At 59.5% G+C, this 15,850-nt stretch carries 17 protein-coding genes; 15 read left to right on the top strand and 2 right to left on the bottom strand.

Translation table 11 applies throughout. The features are described from left to right. Positions 1-199: 199 nt before the first annotated feature. The 9 genes from Q0601_RS17730 to Q0601_RS17690 all read left to right on the top strand — a co-directional run bounded on the left by Q0601_RS17730 (position 200) and on the right by Q0601_RS17690 (position 7,197). Positions 200-526, top strand: a complete 327-nt coding sequence (locus tag Q0601_RS17730; RefSeq protein ID WP_305291222.1) for a hypothetical protein — start codon at positions 200-202, stop codon at positions 524-526. Positions 527-863: 337 nt separating this feature from the next. Continuing rightward, the gene (locus Q0601_RS17725) at positions 864-1,154 is read left to right on the top strand and encodes a hypothetical protein (RefSeq protein WP_305291221.1); all 291 of its coding nucleotides are present in this window, start codon (positions 864-866) and stop codon (positions 1,152-1,154) included. 2 nt (positions 1,155-1,156) lie between these two features. After that, positions 1,157-1,447: a hypothetical protein gene (locus tag Q0601_RS17720; protein WP_305291219.1), complete on the top strand. Its 291-nt coding sequence runs from the start codon at positions 1,157-1,159 to the stop codon at positions 1,445-1,447. Next, positions 1,444-2,448 (top strand): SANT/Myb-like DNA-binding domain-containing protein, encoded by a 1,005-nt coding sequence (locus Q0601_RS17715; protein ID WP_305291218.1) that lies wholly within the window; start codon positions 1,444-1,446, stop codon positions 2,446-2,448. Before Q0601_RS17720 ends, Q0601_RS17715 begins: the two co-directional genes overlap by 4 nt. Before the next feature lie 31 nt (positions 2,449-2,479). Beyond that, on the top strand, positions 2,480-3,601 hold the full coding sequence (locus Q0601_RS17710) for a DUF7146 domain-containing protein (RefSeq protein WP_305291217.1): 1,122 nt from the start codon (positions 2,480-2,482) through the stop codon (positions 3,599-3,601). Next, positions 3,594-3,776, top strand: a complete 183-nt coding sequence (locus Q0601_RS17705) for a hypothetical protein (RefSeq protein WP_305291216.1) — start codon at positions 3,594-3,596, stop codon at positions 3,774-3,776. The genes Q0601_RS17710 and Q0601_RS17705 overlap by 8 nt, the downstream gene beginning before the upstream one ends. A 37-nt stretch (positions 3,777-3,813) precedes the next feature. Beyond that, positions 3,814-5,592 carry a DNA primase family protein gene (locus Q0601_RS17700; protein ID WP_305291215.1) on the top strand — a complete coding sequence of 593 codons (1,779 nt, stop codon included), beginning with the start codon at positions 3,814-3,816 and terminating at the stop codon, positions 5,590-5,592. Beyond that, on the top strand, positions 5,585-5,827 hold the full coding sequence (locus Q0601_RS17695; RefSeq protein WP_305291214.1) for a hypothetical protein: 243 nt from the start codon (positions 5,585-5,587) through the stop codon (positions 5,825-5,827). The genes Q0601_RS17700 and Q0601_RS17695 overlap by 8 nt, the downstream gene beginning before the upstream one ends. Positions 5,828-6,447: 620 nt before the next feature. Then, positions 6,448-7,197, top strand: a complete 750-nt coding sequence (locus tag Q0601_RS17690) for a hypothetical protein (protein WP_305291213.1) — start codon at positions 6,448-6,450, stop codon at positions 7,195-7,197. Positions 7,198-7,505: 308 nt separating this feature from the next. Here Q0601_RS17690 and Q0601_RS17685 read toward each other — a convergent pair whose 3' ends face one another. Then, positions 7,506-7,997 carry a YciE/YciF ferroxidase family protein gene (locus Q0601_RS17685; RefSeq protein WP_305291212.1) on the bottom strand — a complete coding sequence of 164 codons (492 nt, stop codon included), beginning with the start codon at positions 7,995-7,997 and terminating at the stop codon, positions 7,506-7,508. A 173-nt stretch (positions 7,998-8,170) separates the two neighbouring features. Next, on the bottom strand, positions 8,171-8,341 hold the full coding sequence (locus Q0601_RS17680) for a hypothetical protein (protein WP_305291211.1): 171 nt from the start codon (positions 8,339-8,341) through the stop codon (positions 8,171-8,173). 130 nt (positions 8,342-8,471) lie between these two features. Here Q0601_RS17680 and Q0601_RS17675 point away from each other — a divergent pair, with 130 nt between their 5' ends. The 6 genes from Q0601_RS17675 to Q0601_RS17650 all read left to right on the top strand — a co-directional run bounded on the left by Q0601_RS17675 (position 8,472) and on the right by Q0601_RS17650 (position 15,838). Continuing rightward, a complete protein-coding gene (locus Q0601_RS17675; protein WP_305291210.1) occupies positions 8,472-9,194 on the top strand; it encodes a hypothetical protein in 723 nt (240 codons plus the stop codon). A 119-nt stretch (positions 9,195-9,313) separates the two neighbouring features. After that, on the top strand, positions 9,314-9,931 hold the full coding sequence (locus Q0601_RS17670; RefSeq protein WP_305291209.1) for a hypothetical protein: 618 nt from the start codon (positions 9,314-9,316) through the stop codon (positions 9,929-9,931). Positions 9,932-10,037: 106 nt separating this feature from the next. Then, complete coding sequence (locus Q0601_RS17665; RefSeq protein WP_305291208.1) at positions 10,038-11,975, top strand: phage terminase large subunit family protein; 1,938 nt, start codon at positions 10,038-10,040, stop codon at positions 11,973-11,975. Beyond that, a complete protein-coding gene (locus Q0601_RS17660; protein WP_305291207.1) occupies positions 11,972-12,172 on the top strand; it encodes a phage head-tail joining protein in 201 nt (66 codons plus the stop codon). The genes Q0601_RS17665 and Q0601_RS17660 overlap by 4 nt, the downstream gene beginning before the upstream one ends. A 4-nt stretch (positions 12,173-12,176) precedes the next feature. Next, entirely contained in the window at positions 12,177-13,727 is a 1,551-nt protein-coding gene (locus tag Q0601_RS17655; protein WP_305291206.1) for a phage portal protein, read from the top strand. Continuing rightward, on the top strand, positions 13,724-15,838 hold the full coding sequence (locus Q0601_RS17650; RefSeq protein WP_305291205.1) for a head maturation protease, ClpP-related: 2,115 nt from the start codon (positions 13,724-13,726) through the stop codon (positions 15,836-15,838). Before Q0601_RS17655 ends, Q0601_RS17650 begins: the two co-directional genes overlap by 4 nt. Positions 15,839-15,850 lie beyond the last annotated feature (12 nt).

Below are 15,850 nucleotides of genomic sequence, written 5' to 3'. Positions count from 1 at the left end.
TCACGTGTTCGCCGTTGGACCTACCCGGTCCATCGAGGCGGCACCGGCGGTCTGATTCCAGCTGAAGTTCAGCAAGTCCTACTTTCCGAGGCGTTACGCCTTGGGCTTCCCTTAACCCCGGAGCACTTCTTTCCGCAGGTCAAATCGAAACTGCAGGCTCAAGAAGCAAGTAAATCCTCCAACCAAAGCGAGACCTCCAATGAACAGTCCAAAGATTCGGACGCAGCCTGACACGCGCTTGCGTCAAATGTCCCATGCCAATCCGTTCGAGGGTCGCGGCCGCAATCCCGCCGCGGCTCGGCGTGCGCATATTCACCATCACCCTGATCGGGTGGATTTCCTGCGCCGCTGGTCACTGCTGATGATCGCGAGCTTTCCGAACCGTGAAACCTGCGCCGTCCATTTCGGCGTGACCTTCCAGACGGCGTGCAACTGGTTCGATGGGTTCAACGCACCTTACGGCCAGCATGTCGATTACGCGATCGAGACCCTGCCGCGTTACGCGGAAACCATGCGGAAACGATAATGACTTTCGGGCTTTCAGGTTGCCCGGGGCGGGGGAGCGGTTGGGTCGCAGTACCTGTTCGTCCACTCGCCACGGTTCCGGCCGCTTCGGGCGGGCTATTCACCGGGACCGTGGAACCTGCGGCTGGCCCGGCCGAGAGCTGCCTTTTGGCGGCGGGGCACAAGTTTTCTTCGGTGCCGACATCGCCTGTTCGACATCGATGACTGGCAGGGCGCACTGCTCGCCGCCCTGCCCTTTTTATTCGAGTTCCGCATCGCCGCATTCACCCCCGGCGGCGCGACTGCCCTGCCGCCAATCCCCCTCTCCCATGGCGGCAGGGCGGAGTTAGGAGAAGAAGATGGCAACCGACCGCAATCGCATAAGTGCTCAGATGATCGCACTGGAACTGGCCATGAAAGCCGCCCAGGGCGAAACCGATCAGGCAATGCTGTCGGCTGCCCTCTGCGCGGTTCACGGCTCCTTTCCGGAATCTGATCCACTGACGATCGAGCTGGATGATTTCGCCGGGCGATTTCCGCGTTCCCGCCGCGATCCAGAACTTTTGCGCGATGCAGGCTGTCAGCTCTGGGGCGCAATCCGGCGCTCAAGCTGGCCATCTTATAGTCGTCGCGCAGATATCGAGGGCTGACCATGAAGCTGTCCCACTACGATCGGGCGATGATCCACGGGTTGGAAATCATGACCCGCCCACATGCCGGAGCGGAACCAGAAAACCACGAGATGATGGTGCGGATCCTCAGCACTTGTGCGGAACGATCTTCCGCATATCCACAGCTGCAACCGCTGGTCCGCGAAGTGCAGCGGATCTCCGACAACCTCGGACCGCATAGCGGGATCATCTACCCGATCCAGTTGGCAATGAACGAATTCGACCGGATGTGCATGGCCGTGCATTGGGACGCGGCAAAGGAGGGAAAATGACACTGTCGATTGAAATTAACTTGTTGCGCGGGCTGAACGAGCGCTGTCCGCAATATTCTTTTGACCGAGGTGATCTGATCGATCTCGCCGAATATGTTGCAGGCGAGATTGCCCGGGTTCGGCAGTCAGACATGTTGTTGACCGAAATTCTGAAACCTGTCGAGCCGGCACCCCCGTCAGCGGAAGCGCCGGACGTGCAACCGGAGCCGCCGGAATCGCAACCGGAAACCGTGATTTCGCAACCGGACACCCCGCCCGCTCAACAGCGCAAGGATGCCTGGACCGAAAAGCAGGATGACAAGCTGATTCAGATGAAGCGTGCCGGCTGCACGATCGCAGCCATGGCAAAGCAGATCGATCGGAGCGGAACCGCAGTTCGCGCCCGAATCCAGAAGTTGAAAGCCACGAAACCCAGTGCATGTGCCTTCGGTCGCACTTGGTCCGAGCAGGATGACGAACAACTGATCCGCTTGAAAATGGCCGGCATGACCTGGGGGGCGATTGCAGCGGAGCTGGACCGGACCTCGCGAAGTGCCGAACAGCGGTATCTCAGGCTGAAAAAGGCTGGCGCGGTTACCGATCAAAAGGATTCTTCCCCCATGCCGGAGCCGGTTGCGGAGACGCCAAAACCCCAAAGCGATCCAAAGCCGATCACGCCCGCTCCGCTGATCGTGCGTGACACTACCCGGGTTTCCGATATCGGCGACCTCTCTCACCTAACCATCCGGCAGCGTGCGCTGGTTATGCATCTCGCGAATCTGAATGATGATTTCGCGCCGATCGACGATCTCGATATCATCGAAGGACTGATGGAAGGAAAGAAAACCACGGTCATCGCCGATGAACTTGGATGCCGCCCGGATGATGTCAACAAGCGCTGGCGTGCCATGCTGACCACTGATGTCGTTAATCATCACGGCACACCAACGATCGACGGCCAGCAGGATGTTCTCGCGGCCGCTCGGCACCTTGTGAAATGCGTCGAGGGTGCACATGGTTGACGTCGATCCCCGCATCGATGCTGCCCATGCGATGCCGATGGCCGAATTGGTTGATCGGCTCCAGATCGCGGGTTTGGTCAGGACCAGCGGCGAGCTGGTCGGGCCATGCCCGTCATGTGGCGGCAAGGATCGTTTCGGGATCAACCTGCAGAAACAGATATTCAACTGCCGGGTTTGCGGAGCCAAAGGCGATCAGATCGCGCTCGTTCAGCTCGCGCTCGGCATGGATTTTCCAGCCGCATTGGAATGGCTCATTGGCCCACGGCAGGAATTAACGCCGGCACAGCTCGCTGAACAACGCAGACGCGCCCAGGAGAATCAACGCAAGCGCGATGCCGAAGCCGCAAAACACAGAGCCGACGCGATCGCTCTGGCGTGGAAAATCTGGCAGCGCGGACAGCCGGCAGACGATACGCTTGTCGTCGATTACCTTGCGCGGCGAGGGATTCCGCCTCGTTCGGGTGCAAAATTGCCGCGATGTTTTCGCTTTGAGCCTGACGCACGTCTGGTCGTTCCCGATCCCAATCGGTCGCGCGAGTTCAAGACAGTTCATGAAGGCCCTGCAATGCTGGCGGAAATCGCCGGTCCTGACGGCAAATTCTGCGGGGTCCATCGGACGTGGATCGACCTCGACCAGGCCAAGGGTAAGCCCGTAGTTCCGCATCCATTCAAAGATGGCGAGATCGTTTCGGCCAAAAAAGTTTACGGCTCGAAAAAAGGTGGCGCGATCCGACTCTACACGCCACGCGATGCCTCCATTCTCGTGATGGCCGAGGGGATAGAGACAACTCTTTCCGGTCTGGCCGCAAAGGCCATTGAGACCGGTGCCGCCTATTGGGCTGGCGTCGATCTCGGCAACATGTCCGGGCAACGAAAGCTCGGAAAAGGGCTGAAATACGCGGGCATTCCGGACATGTCCGATCATGACGCATTCATTCCGCCACAATGGGTTCAGCGTCTTATATTCGTTCAGGATGGCGACAGCGAGCCGAGGTTGACCCGCGCGAAGCTCTTGTCCGGCCTTCGACGCGCTATGGCAACGCGCCCTGGCCTGACTGCCGGTATTGTTCATCCTGGCGACGGCATCGACATGAACGACCTGCTTTTGAGCGGTGGCACCACAACCTCCGAGGAGGTGAACCGCGATGCCTGATCTGCCGAATTCCGAAGACATCACCACGCTGATCCGCGCCGCGCGCGAAGCCCATCAGCGGCTTGTCTATGCCGGTGACCATGCTGCCGATCTCGGCATGCACCATCGCGCAGAGTTTGATTGGGGCGCCGCAGCTCGGCTGCATGCCGCGCTCAAACCGTTTCAGGAAGTATGAGCCGATGACAGAAGGTATTAACAAGGTCCGAGCTGCGATGACCGATCAGGAGGAAGTTGACCTTCCAGAGGGAATCGAGGCTCCGGCATCGGACTTTGATGGTTCCGGCTTACCTCCTGACGGCGGTTCCCCCGTACCCCCTGATGACGAAATCTACGATGCTCCCCGTGATTGTGCGACCTTCCCGCTGAACGATTACGGCAATGGTCGGCGTTATGTTCGACATTTCGGCGATGACGTCATGTGGGTGCCGCGCGTTGGCTGGTTTGTCTGGTCCGGTTCCCGTTGGCAAAAGGACCCTGATGCAATTCTTGCGCGCCGTCATGCCCAGAAGCTCTGTGGCTTGATCGAACAGGAAATCCCGTATGTCGTTCTGGAAGAATGGCAGATGCAGGTTCTGTCGGAGGCGCGAACCGTTCGGCAACGGGCCAAGGATCTGGATGCGACAATCGCTCTGGGCGGCGACGATGCCGAGCAAGCGCGCGATGAACGGAATGCGCTGAGCGGAACGCTTTCGCGCCTCGAGGGGATTGAGAAAATCCTGAACAGCAAGCGCAAGGATCATCGCGGATTCGCCCGAACCTCGGGCAATACGACCCGGATCCAAGCTGCAATGACCGAGGCGACCGTAGAGCTGGCGCGGCCGCTCGATGCACTCGATGCCGCGCCTCTCGATGTGAACTGCGCCACCGGCGTATTACGATTCCGCGTTTCTGGCGGCCCGGAAGAAGGGTTCAGCAGAACTGCCGATATCGAGTGCCTTGAACATGATCGCGACCACCTGATCACCAAGCAGATGCCGGTCGAGTACGATCCCAACGCGAAAGCACCTCTGTTCCATTCCTTCCTCGCCCAGATTCATCCCTCTGCCGAGATGCGGGATTTCCTGCAACGCTGGTTCGGCTTATCTATGACCGCGCTCACAGGCGAGCAGAAGCTTTGCTTCTTCCATGGTGGCGGCGGAAACGGAAAATCCGTCCTGGTGGACCTGATTGCCCGGATCATGGGCGATTACGCCAGTACCGCCAAAATAGAATCCTTGACCGGCCAGAACCGGCGAGGCGGGGGCGATGCCACGCCTGACCTGATCCCGATTATGGCGGCGCGTTTCGTGCGCGCATCGGAGCCGGAGGAAGGCGCGAAGCTACAAGAAGCCATCATCAAGGAACTTACCGGCGGTGAGCCGATGCTGATCCGCGCGCTGCATAGCGATTTCGTCGAGACGAAACCCGTCTTCAAGTTGACCATCAGCGGCAACCACAAGCCCGATATTCGCGGCCTCGATGACGGTATATGGCGACGGGTGCTCTTGGTCCCGTTCGACGTCCAGATACCGAAAGAGCAGCGCGACCCCAACCTGGGCGAGAAGCTTTGGGCCGAGCGCTCAGGCATCCTCAATTGGATGATCGATGGATTGCTGTCCTATCTCGAAGGTGGGCTTCAGGAGCCTTCCGCCGTGCTGGACGCGACCAAGGAATACCGGGAGGAATCCGACCCTGTCGGGCTGTTCCTCAACTCTGCCTGCCTTGTCACTGGCGATCAGACACATAGCATCCCGACCCGCGACCTTGTCCAGGCCTTCAACTTCTGGCTCGACCAGCGCGGCGAAGGCCAGTGGACCGACAAGACCATTGCAAGGCGACTGAAAGAGAAGTCCCGAACGTGGCGGAGTCCATCGACCGGCAAGGGCTTTACCGACCGAAAATCCAGCGGCGTGATGCGCTATGACGGCATCACGTTCACCGACACATTCAACACCGATCTACCCAAAGGCAGCGACGGCCGCGTCGAGTTCCGGGGGAAGAAGAATGGCTGAACCCATAATAATTGATGGTTTCGTCATCGTTCCGCCCCTTTCACCATGGGATAAAGAACATCACGACAAAATCTGGGCGATGCTCGCACCCAATTCCTTCGGTCGAACCGAGGCTGAAGCTTGGCGGCGCCATCACTTCAGGGGAACCAGCCCGCAAGACTTCAGTCAACATGTCCAGCACTGGTTCGCTCGCGGCTATCGCGTGAAATGCGCGCGGATGGAGATCGTTCCATGACTGGGCCCACGCCATATCTGCACGGAAATCACGACCCCTGCCCCAGTTGCGAACTGCGGCGCAACGCGCAGGACACCGCGCCGATATTCCGGACCGACATACCTTGCAACCAATGCGGCGGCCTCGGCTACCTGCCGCTTACTGCCGCCGAAATCGTCCGCAGAACTTGCGCAGAAGCGTGTCGCGACCATTGGCCAGCCTTCGATCGGTCCTGTTCGACTCCCCGCACCCCTCTCTCGTTGTCTTCGATCAGGGAGATAACACCTCCCTGCGGGGAGGATAGGGAAGCAAAGGGGCGCGGGGCCGTGACGTTTAAAATCAAGGGGTTGGGGGATGCTTAGGGAAGATAGGGAGTGTAGGGAGGATATTTGCAACCTACGCATATGCGCGCACGCGCGCGAGAATAGCAGCCCAAATGGGAAGTACTTCTCTCACATGCGTAGTTCGGAATTATCCTCCCTACACTCCCTGATTCCGCCTAACTCCCTGTAATTCTGCTCATAATTACGGCTTCCTATCCTCCCTTTATCCTCCCTCTCTACCTCTCTTTCCTCCCTGAACTCCCTGACGAAAAAGAAGCGAACGCAAGGGATAGTATTAAAATGAACAAGGGGCGCAAAATGTTGAATGCAGGCAACGCAGCAGCAACGGAATATCCGGATCAGCACCGGATTGTGCGAGATGGGCACGCCAATTCCCGGCTCGAAGCGGAGCGGCAACGCATTGCCAAGTTAAAGAATGACGCGACCCCGCCGGCAGAATGTGGATGGCTGATCCCATCCGCGCCAGGGCGTGGCGGTTTCGTGACATTCATGCCGGCCTCAATGCAACTGAACGCCAAGGGCAAGTGGGAAAAGCAGCCGTCAGGATACGCTGGTCGCCACGCAGTACGCGCCGCCGATGTATTCGATCAGATGATCGCCGCTGCCGAACGCGCGAAGAAGGGCTGGCCCCTGACACCGGGTCAGATCGCGATCGGGCGGCGGTATCGCGACCTGACCGAATGGCGCGCCGCCGGTGCAATCAAATGTTCATCTATCGATGGCAGGGTCGCTGGATCAGGCGAGCGCGATTTCATGGACGCCTATCTGTCGGCTGGCCGGGAACTCGACGGGATGCGTCGGCGGATCGGCATCGGCGTCGCCATGCAGGTAAGGCGCGTCCGCCCCTCGCAACGCGGCAAGTCCGAGGCAGTGCCGATCCATGATAGTGTTCTGGTCGAGATGGTTTGCATCAGTCAAAAACATTTGGCTGACGTTCTGAAGGCGCACGGATGGTCAACCAAAGGGCAGCACCGGATTGCCCTGCGAGAGGCGCTGTGCGCCGCGCTGGACCGCATGATCGGCTATCGGCCCGAAAAAAGCTCTTGACGGCTTAGGTCCGCCTGTGGCAGGAGAATCATTATTATCTAGAAGTGCGCCCGCCGGGATCAGCCTCCCCGCGGGCGTTCTTCGTCTCGGGTTCAGAATACGCCGGTGATGTACAGGAGTATGATCAACACTATGGGTATCCCCAACAGGTAAGCGATAATTCCCTTCATTTTCGTCTCCTCGATGGCAGAAATGAACTGTCCGGATGAGCCGATTAAAGCTCCATCCGCGCCCTAGTCGCGCTCATGATCTGGAGCGTGCGTCCGCCGAGTTACCCCGTGCAGACGCACTTGGTTTCGCAAGCGGCTCTACTTTTTCGACGACTTCTTGGCATCGTTCACTGCGGTGACAGCGAGTGATGTCAACTTGCTATTCGCTGCCTTCTCTTCGTCAAGTATCGAAGTAAGGAGTGTATGCGCTTCATCATGACCAAGTTCTTTGGCCCATTCCCGAAGCGTACCGTACCGCGCGATCTCGTAATGTTCGACTGCCTGTGCCGCACCGATTAACGCGACATCGAGCGCATGACCCGATGCCTCTTCAATCAGCCCATCGGCCTCTTTGAGCAAACCGTCCATCGCATCGCATTTTTCGCCCTCGGCTTTCTTGCCGATAGACTTGAACACGGCTTCCAGCGTTTTGATGTGGCCCTTGGTTTCTTTCAGGTGGTCATCTATCGCCGCCTTCAACTCGGCATTGTTGACCGATTTCGATACCTTAGGCAGCGCTTTGGACAAGGCATTCTCGGCCCAGTAGATATCTTGCAAGGTGTGTTCGAAGGCATCTGCTAACGTTTTCATCACTATGTATCCTCTTTTTGCGTCCCTCGACCGCTCTAACCAACGTTCAACTGAAAGTGAGGTTCCAACTCTTCAATCGCGCCGCCTGGATCATCCCCTCGCAGGTGTTCTATGTTTTCGCGTTCTAGTAGCGCCCTGACATCAGGCTGGGCTTGGCTTCTCCCCGGCACTTCTCAGGACGCTTCCCGATCGCGGGACTCAGAATCTTCAAGGATTTGTACGACCCGCACAGCCAGCTCTTTCGCGTCGCCGCATTCGAGCTTCAGTTCGTCGCACGCTCGAATAACGGCCGTCATGATGTCTCGCCGCAGAATACCGTCAAGATGCTCCACATCTTTCGTCATATTGCTTCTCCCTTGCTTGGCTGGTTCGGCGTGTTCTGTCCGCCGACCTAATAATTGCACGCAAGACAAAAACTCACTTGCACTGTTTGCGTTCCGCCCTTTTGCCGCTTCATCCCTGACAGGACCATGTATGCTCAAAATCATGGTTGATGACCGCCAGCTGCGCAAGAACATGCGCCAGCTGGCCGAACGCGATGTTCGGTGGGCAGCAAAGCTCGCCTTGGATGATACTGCAATCGATGTGCTGAAGCATGTCCAGGGCCGAATGGATCAGGTATTCGACCGGCCAACCCGGTTCACGAAAAACGCCTTCATGGTGAAGAAGGCACATACCCGCGACCTTGAAGCGCAGGTGACGGAACGGCCATCGTTCGGCAGCCGCCATTATCTGAAGACGCAGGAATTCGGCGGTCAGAGACGGAAGACCGGCTTGGAAAGCCTGCTGGATGCACGGCTCGGATACGATGGAATCATCAGTGCAGTCACTCCGGCCGGCGGCGCTAAACTGAACGCCTATGGCAACTGGTCTACTGGTGAACGTAACCAAGCGCTGTCGGCTGTGCAGGCGCAACGTGATGCCACGGCAAACACAACGCAGCGGTCGCGTCGTAGAAACAGGAAGCGCGCTGGTTTCTTCGTTCCGCGCGCTGGCTCGAAGCTATCGCCCGGCATCTGGAAGCGGAATGCGGACGGCTCAATCCAGAAAGTGATGCACTTCACCCGAGCCATGCCGATGTACGATGAGCGCCTGGGCTTCTTCGATGGTGCCGAAAAGGTCTGGCGTGACCGCTTGCCTTTGCATTTGCGGCGGACCATCGGGCGCGCGGTCGATCGGATGCACAGCCGCGCCTGAATTTTGACGGGTCCTTCCAAGGCCTGATCGCACGGGGGTTATTCGCGCCCCGATGGTTCAGTGCCCCTTAACACTTTGGAAAGCCTTAACCGGCTTAACAACTGGAATGGTAAAGGAACATGTCGAACCTGAATGCGACTGAACTTGCGGCCAAGCTGGATGTCTCGAAAGCACGGATCAGCCAGTATGTGAGCGAGGGAAAGTTGGAAGGCTGCTATACCGGGGAAGGCCGCTCGCGCAGATTCGACATCGAGAAGGTTTCCGCAGCGCTTGGACGTCGCCTCGATCCCGGCCAGATGATGGGCAATGGCTCTGAGACCCGCAAGGCGCTGCGCAACATCGAAGCCGGGGAATCTCCGCCGCCGCGAGCGCAGAAAGCCGACACGCCGCTGCCGCCGAATGATCCGGACCGCTATGAGTTGGCCCGCATACTCAATGCCGAAGAGGATGCCCGCCGCAAGCGTCGGGATAACGAACGTGACGAAGGCCGCTGGGTGCTGGCCGAAGAGGTCACCCGGCACACCGCCCGCATTATGGCACAGGAAGTTGCCCAGTTTGAAACGGCATTGCGCGACGGGGCCCGAGCGGTCGCCGATGCGCTTGGCGTCGATTTCCGCGAGGTGCGCAAGATCATGATGGATCAGTGGCGGGCGCACAGGGCGAGCCGGTCGGAACAGTTGCAGGCTGAATCCTCGATCGCACTGATGTCGGACACCGAAACCGGGGCTCAGGTCTGACATGGGGTTTCTGTCGTCTGCCGAGGCTGCGGTTCTTCGCGGCCTCGCAAACGCTATGACACCCCCGCCACCGCCGGACATTACCCGCTGGTGCGAAGACAATATTGTGTTTGATGAACGATCACCCTTCCCCGGCCCTTTCCGGATCGACCGTTTTCCTTTTCTGCGTGATATCCACGAGGCACTTAGCCCTGAGCATCCGGCACGCGAAGTCACGCTGCGCGGGAGTGCCCAATGGGGCAAGACGATTTCGGTCCTGAACCCGACAATTGCCGCATGGCATGAATACGGGCCGCTCGATAGTCTGGTCGTTCACCCGACCACCTCATCCGCAACGGAATGGGTGCGCAACAAATGGATGCCGATGCGTCGTCAGGCCCCAAGCCTGCGCGCGGTATTCGGCGAAGGTCGCGGAGAACAGACAGACACGCTGTCCAATCAGGAAACCCTGCGTCGGGACGGCTCACTCAAAGTGGTCAGTGCCGGGTCGCCAGACGATCTCGCTGGCACGACACGCCGCCTCGTGATCATGGATGACGTGGCGAAGTTCGAGATGACGCCGAAGGGCGATCCCGAGCAGTTGGCCGCCAGCCGCGCTTCGGGTTTCGAGGATGCAAAGATCGGCCGGATTTCCACTCCGCAGATCACCGGCACCTGTCGGATCACACGTGCGTTCAACCGTTCGACTCAGATGTTCTATCACGTGCCCTGCCCGCATTGCGGTAACATGGCGCCGCTGACCTGGGAGAATTTCCGCAAGAATATCGACCCGGAAAACCTGCATGCCGCGCATTTCACGTGTGAAGCCTGCAACGAGGCCATCACTCACGCGCATAAAACCGCCATGGTGGCGGCAGGCAAGTGGATCGCGCATAATCCTCGTGGCGATCATCCGGGGTTTCACCTTTGGCGGGCGTATGTGCCGCAGCGGGACTGGGCATCGATCGCCGTTGAATTCGCCCAGGTTATGGGCTGGACCGGTGTGCAGGCCAGTATCAAGACCGAGGATGAGACGCGCGAGAGCGTCGAGGAAGAAACCGAGCAGACCTTCTGGAACGATGTCCTTGGTCTGCCATATGAGCAGGCCTCGAAAGGGCCGGACTGGGAAAAGCTGCGCGACCGGGCGGAGAATGCCGAGGAAACGCAGGTTCTGGCCCGCTCGATCGTTCCGGCATGCGGGGTGCTGTTGACCGCCGGGGTCGATTGTCAGGCGGATAGGATCGAGGTGACAATCTGCGCCTACGGGCGCAACTATCGCCGCTGGGTGATCGACCATCGGATCATCCCGCATCATATCGGTGATGACGAAGGTCGCGCCGGTCTGGACGCGCTGCTGAAATCGACATGGCGCACTACCCTGGGGCTGCGATTGCCGCTGGACATGATGGCCGTCGATGAGGGGGCCTTTACCGAGGATGTGCGGGACTGGGCCAAAAAATATCCCTGGACGCGGGTGATCCTGATCAAGGGATCGTCCACGGCCAATGGTCCGACGCTACGCCCGCAATCAGATCGCCGGGCCAATGGTCGGGTGATCAAGCGCCAGAAGCGCGGATGGATGCTGAATGTCAGTCAGATGAAGGCGGATTTTTACGCGTGGCTGGCCAAGGAAGATCCGGAAGAACGCGGTTTCGTTTCCTTCGCCCGTGATCTGGGCGATGAATATTACCGCCAGATCACCTCCGAAGTTCGGGTGTTGAAACGCGCCCCCTCGGGCGTGATGGTGTCGCGCTGGGAATTGGTTGAGCCATCGCGTCGCAATGAGTGCCTCGACACCATGATCTATTCCGAGGCCGCCGCCCGCAAGAAAGGCTGGACGGCCATGACCGATGGTCAGTGGGATGTCCTCGAGGCTGCTCGCGGAGTGGCCGCGCCAGAAGATCAAGGGGACCTGTTCGATGCGGCGATGCCTGTGGTGCCGCTGTCCGAACGGGCCATGCCGGTGGAACCGCAACCGGAACAGTCACCGGAGGCCGAAGCCGCACAGGAAACCAGACCGCAGCCCGGTGGATGGCTCGGCAATCGCAAGGGGAAATGGTTGTGACCACGCCTTGGACGATCCAGCAATACCAGACGCTGGTGATGATGATCGCCAAAGGCGTCACCAACCTCGAAGTGAACGGTGAAAAGGTCGCCTATCGCAGCCTGGATGAGATGATGCGCATCAAGGCCATGATGGAACGTGATCTCGGCCTCGTGTCCGTTTCACGCCAGCAATATCCGGCATTCCGGAAAGGGTGATCTGATGAACCTGATCGACAAGACCATTGCGGCGGTGGCGCCGCAGTGGGGGCTTCGCCGTGCCCGCGCCCGACTGGCGATCACCGCCCATTACGATGCAGCCAAGGTCGGCCGGCGGACATCCAGTCTGCGTGCATCACGCGCGGATGCGGATGGTGCTGCGCGCGGTCGAGACCGGATGGCGGCTTTCGGTCGCGACATGGTGCGCAACACACCGTTCGCGCGGCGTGCTCAGTCCGTAATCGCGGGCGGGGTTGTGGGTGATGGGATCATTCCCAAAGTCACCTGCACCTACCCTGATTTGAACGAACAGGCGGTCAAACGTATCCGCAAGCGTGGTTTGCAGCGGATCGAGCAGCATCTCGACAGTTGTCGGATCGACCGGGCTGGTCGTTTGAACCTGTACGGCTTGCAGCATTTGGCCATGCGGACCATTGTTGAATCCGGGGAAGTCCTAATCCGGTTGCATAGCGGGGATGTGCCGGGCGGGCTACCATTCCAGATCGAGGTCCTTGAGCCGGATTATCTGGATACCGGACGCTATGGCTGGACGGCGGACGGTGCGGAAATCCGCGAAGGGATCGAATTCGACGCTGCCGGACGCCGTGCGGCCTATTGGCTGTTTCCCGAGCATCCAGGGGCTGACTGGTCGCCGCATACGCGGTCGGGCGTATCTGAGCGCGTCCCGGCGGATGAAGTTTGGCATATCTATCTTCTTGAACGGCCCGGGCAGGATCGCGGCGTGACATGGTTCGCCCCAGTGATGATGCGACTTCAGGACCTGGGCGATTTCGGTGATGCGCAGTTGATGCGCCAGAAGATATCTGCCTGTTTCGCGGCCTTTCGGATCGGGGGCGACGGGTCGAAGGCGTCGGAGTTCACGGAACTGGCCCCGGGGCTGATCTATGATCTGGGTGACGCGGAAGAGGTCAGGTTCGCCGAACCTCCCGGCGTCGATGGCTATGACGAGTTCACCCGTAACCTTCTGCGTTCGGTCGCAGCGGACATGGGCGTGACCTACGAGGCTCTGACTGGCGATCTTAGCCAGGTCAATTTCAGTTCTGCCCGGATGGGACGGCTGGAAATGGATCAGAATATCAGTGCCTGGCAGCATCTGATGCTGATCCCGCAGATGATGCAGCCGCTGGCCTCGCTGTTCGTGAAGGCGTGGCAGTCCGTCGATGGAGAAGAATTGGCCGATGCGGGTCTGCCTGGAGATATCTGGGATCACCTCGACCTGTCCTGGGTGCCTCCGCGCAAGATCATCGTCGATCCCGCGCGCGAGTTCTCCGCGCTGCGCGAAGCGGTGCGCTCAGGCTTTGCCTCTCGCCAGCAGGTCATTCGCCAGCTTGGGATCGATCCCGAACGGCTGCTGGAGGAAATCGCGCAGGATCGTGATGAGGCGGATCGCCTGCAGCTGCCATTCGACAGCGATCCGCGAGCGGATGTGTCACGCCAGACTTCGGCAGGCATCGGCGTCGAAGAGGTGATCGAGGAAATGCAGGCACGCGCGCGCGCCGGGCAAGCCGAAGGCAAGATCAGGAGAATACGATGAACGAACTTCTGCTTTACGGAACAGTGGGCTCGTCTTTCTGGGATGAGGAATTTTTCACGGCAAAAACGGTGCGTGAATCCTTGGCCGGAATGAGTGGCCCGTTAACGGTCAGGATCAACTCGGGCGGCGGGATCGCGACCGAAGGTCAGGCAATTTACACGGCACTGCGCGCATATGATGGCCCGGTCGATATCGTGGTCGAGGGCATCGCGGCCTCCGCCGCCAGCTTGATCGCGATGGCGGGCGACTCCATCACAATGTCTCTCGGCTCGATCATGATGGTCCATGACCCGGCCAGTTGGTGGATCGACGGGCGCGGTACCGAGGAAGACCATCTGCATGCTGCCAAGGGTCTTGGGGTCATCGCCACCGCCTATGCCGGGATTTACGCCAAGCGTGCCGGGATCACCGTAGACGAAGCCCGCGCCATCATGAAATCGGAAACATATTTCGATGGGCCCGGCGCCGTTGATGCGGGCTTTGCGACCGCATCCGATGATGACGGCGATCAGATCGAACCCGCCGCATTCGATTACGGCCTGTATCGAAACGCACCTGCCAATCTGAAAGCCGTCTCGGGAAGATTGTCTCGCGACCGGCAACGCTCCGAGGTCTTTGCCATGATGGCAGGGCCCAATTTCACCAGTGGCAAGAAAGGGAAACCTATGCCGAAATCCAAAATGACGGCCAGTGCGGTCGCTGAAGACGACGACATCGCGGCGATCGAGGAAGACGATACCGAGATGCAGGGTGATGAGGATCAGGTCGATCCGGAAGCTCGCGCCGAAGGTGATCAGCCAGAGGCCGAAAACGATGACGATCCTGAGGCAGAAGAAGATGAGGATGCTCCCAAGGCAAGCGCCTCGCAGATCATGGCCGTGGTCAATATGTGCGCACTTCATGGTGCGCCGGATCGCGCGGCCGATTTTGTCAATCGCGGCCTGACGCCGAAACAGGCTTATGCCGAACTGACCAGCAAAGGGGACAAGAAGGTGAAGATCAATGGTCGCGGTCCCAGTGCCCGCATCATCCGTGATGAGCGTGCAACGCGCCGGCAGGGCCTTGAAGAAGCGATCGTCGCGCGCATGTCCCGGACCGGCGACGTTCGTGGTCCTGGCCGCGAATACATGTCGATGACCCTTGCCGAAATGGCGATGGCCGGCATGGGGCGTCGCGATCGCGTCGCGCGCGGCGGAGGTGAGCAGCGCGCAATCGAAATGGCGTTTTCGTCGCATACCACCAGCGACTTCCCCGCCGTCTTCGAGAACGCCATGAACAAGCGTCTCGCGACGGCCTATGCCGCTGCGCAACCGGTCTACCGCGCTATTGCCGAACGGATTGACTTCACCGATTTCCGTCCCCATCCGATCGCGCAAGTGGGCGACTGGCCGACGCTCTTGCCTGTCGAAGAATCCGGAGAGATCAAGTACGGCACCGTCAGCGACAAGAAGGAAAGCGTGGCCCTGGTCGCCTATGCCCGCGCATTCCGGATCACGCGCCAGATGATGGTGAATGACGATCTGTCTGCCATCGACAGGATCATCAACACCCGCGGGCGCGCGGTGGCGGCGTTCGAAGACGCAACCTTCTTCGCGATGATGTTGTCGGGCGCGGGCAATGACGGCCCGACGCTTCTGGAAACCGGCCGCCGGGTCTTCAACACCACCGATGGAACCAAGGCGGGAACGGCCTCCGCAATTACTCCTGCGGGCGTGTCGGCCGGATATGCCGCAATGCGGAAGCGCAAGGGCGTGTCCGGTGAATCCTTCCTAGCCGTCGAGCCGAGAATCCTGCTGACTGGTCCCGACAAGGAATTCGAGGCCATGCAGCTTCTGGCTCCTATCCAGGCCGCGCAGGCATCGAACGTCAACCCCTATGTCGGAAAGCTTAACCCGGCGACGACACCTTATATCACCGGCAATGCCTGGTACATGTTCGCGGACCCATCGGAGGTTCCTGTGTTCATGTACGGCTATCTGCAGGGCGAAGAAGGTCCGCGCCTTCGCACCGATGAGCCGTTCGGACAGCAGGGTGTCGCCTATTCGGTCGAACTCGATTTCGGCTGTGGCGCTACCGATTTCCGTGGCGGCTTCAAGAACGCCGGCGCCTGATCGGGCGGCGAC

This window comes from Paracoccus wurundjeri (assembly GCF_030678915.1).
In the GTDB taxonomy this organism is placed as follows: Bacteria; Pseudomonadota; Alphaproteobacteria; order Rhodobacterales; family Rhodobacteraceae; genus Paracoccus; species Paracoccus onubensis_A.
This window is presented reverse-complemented; position numbering and strand designations above follow the sequence as displayed.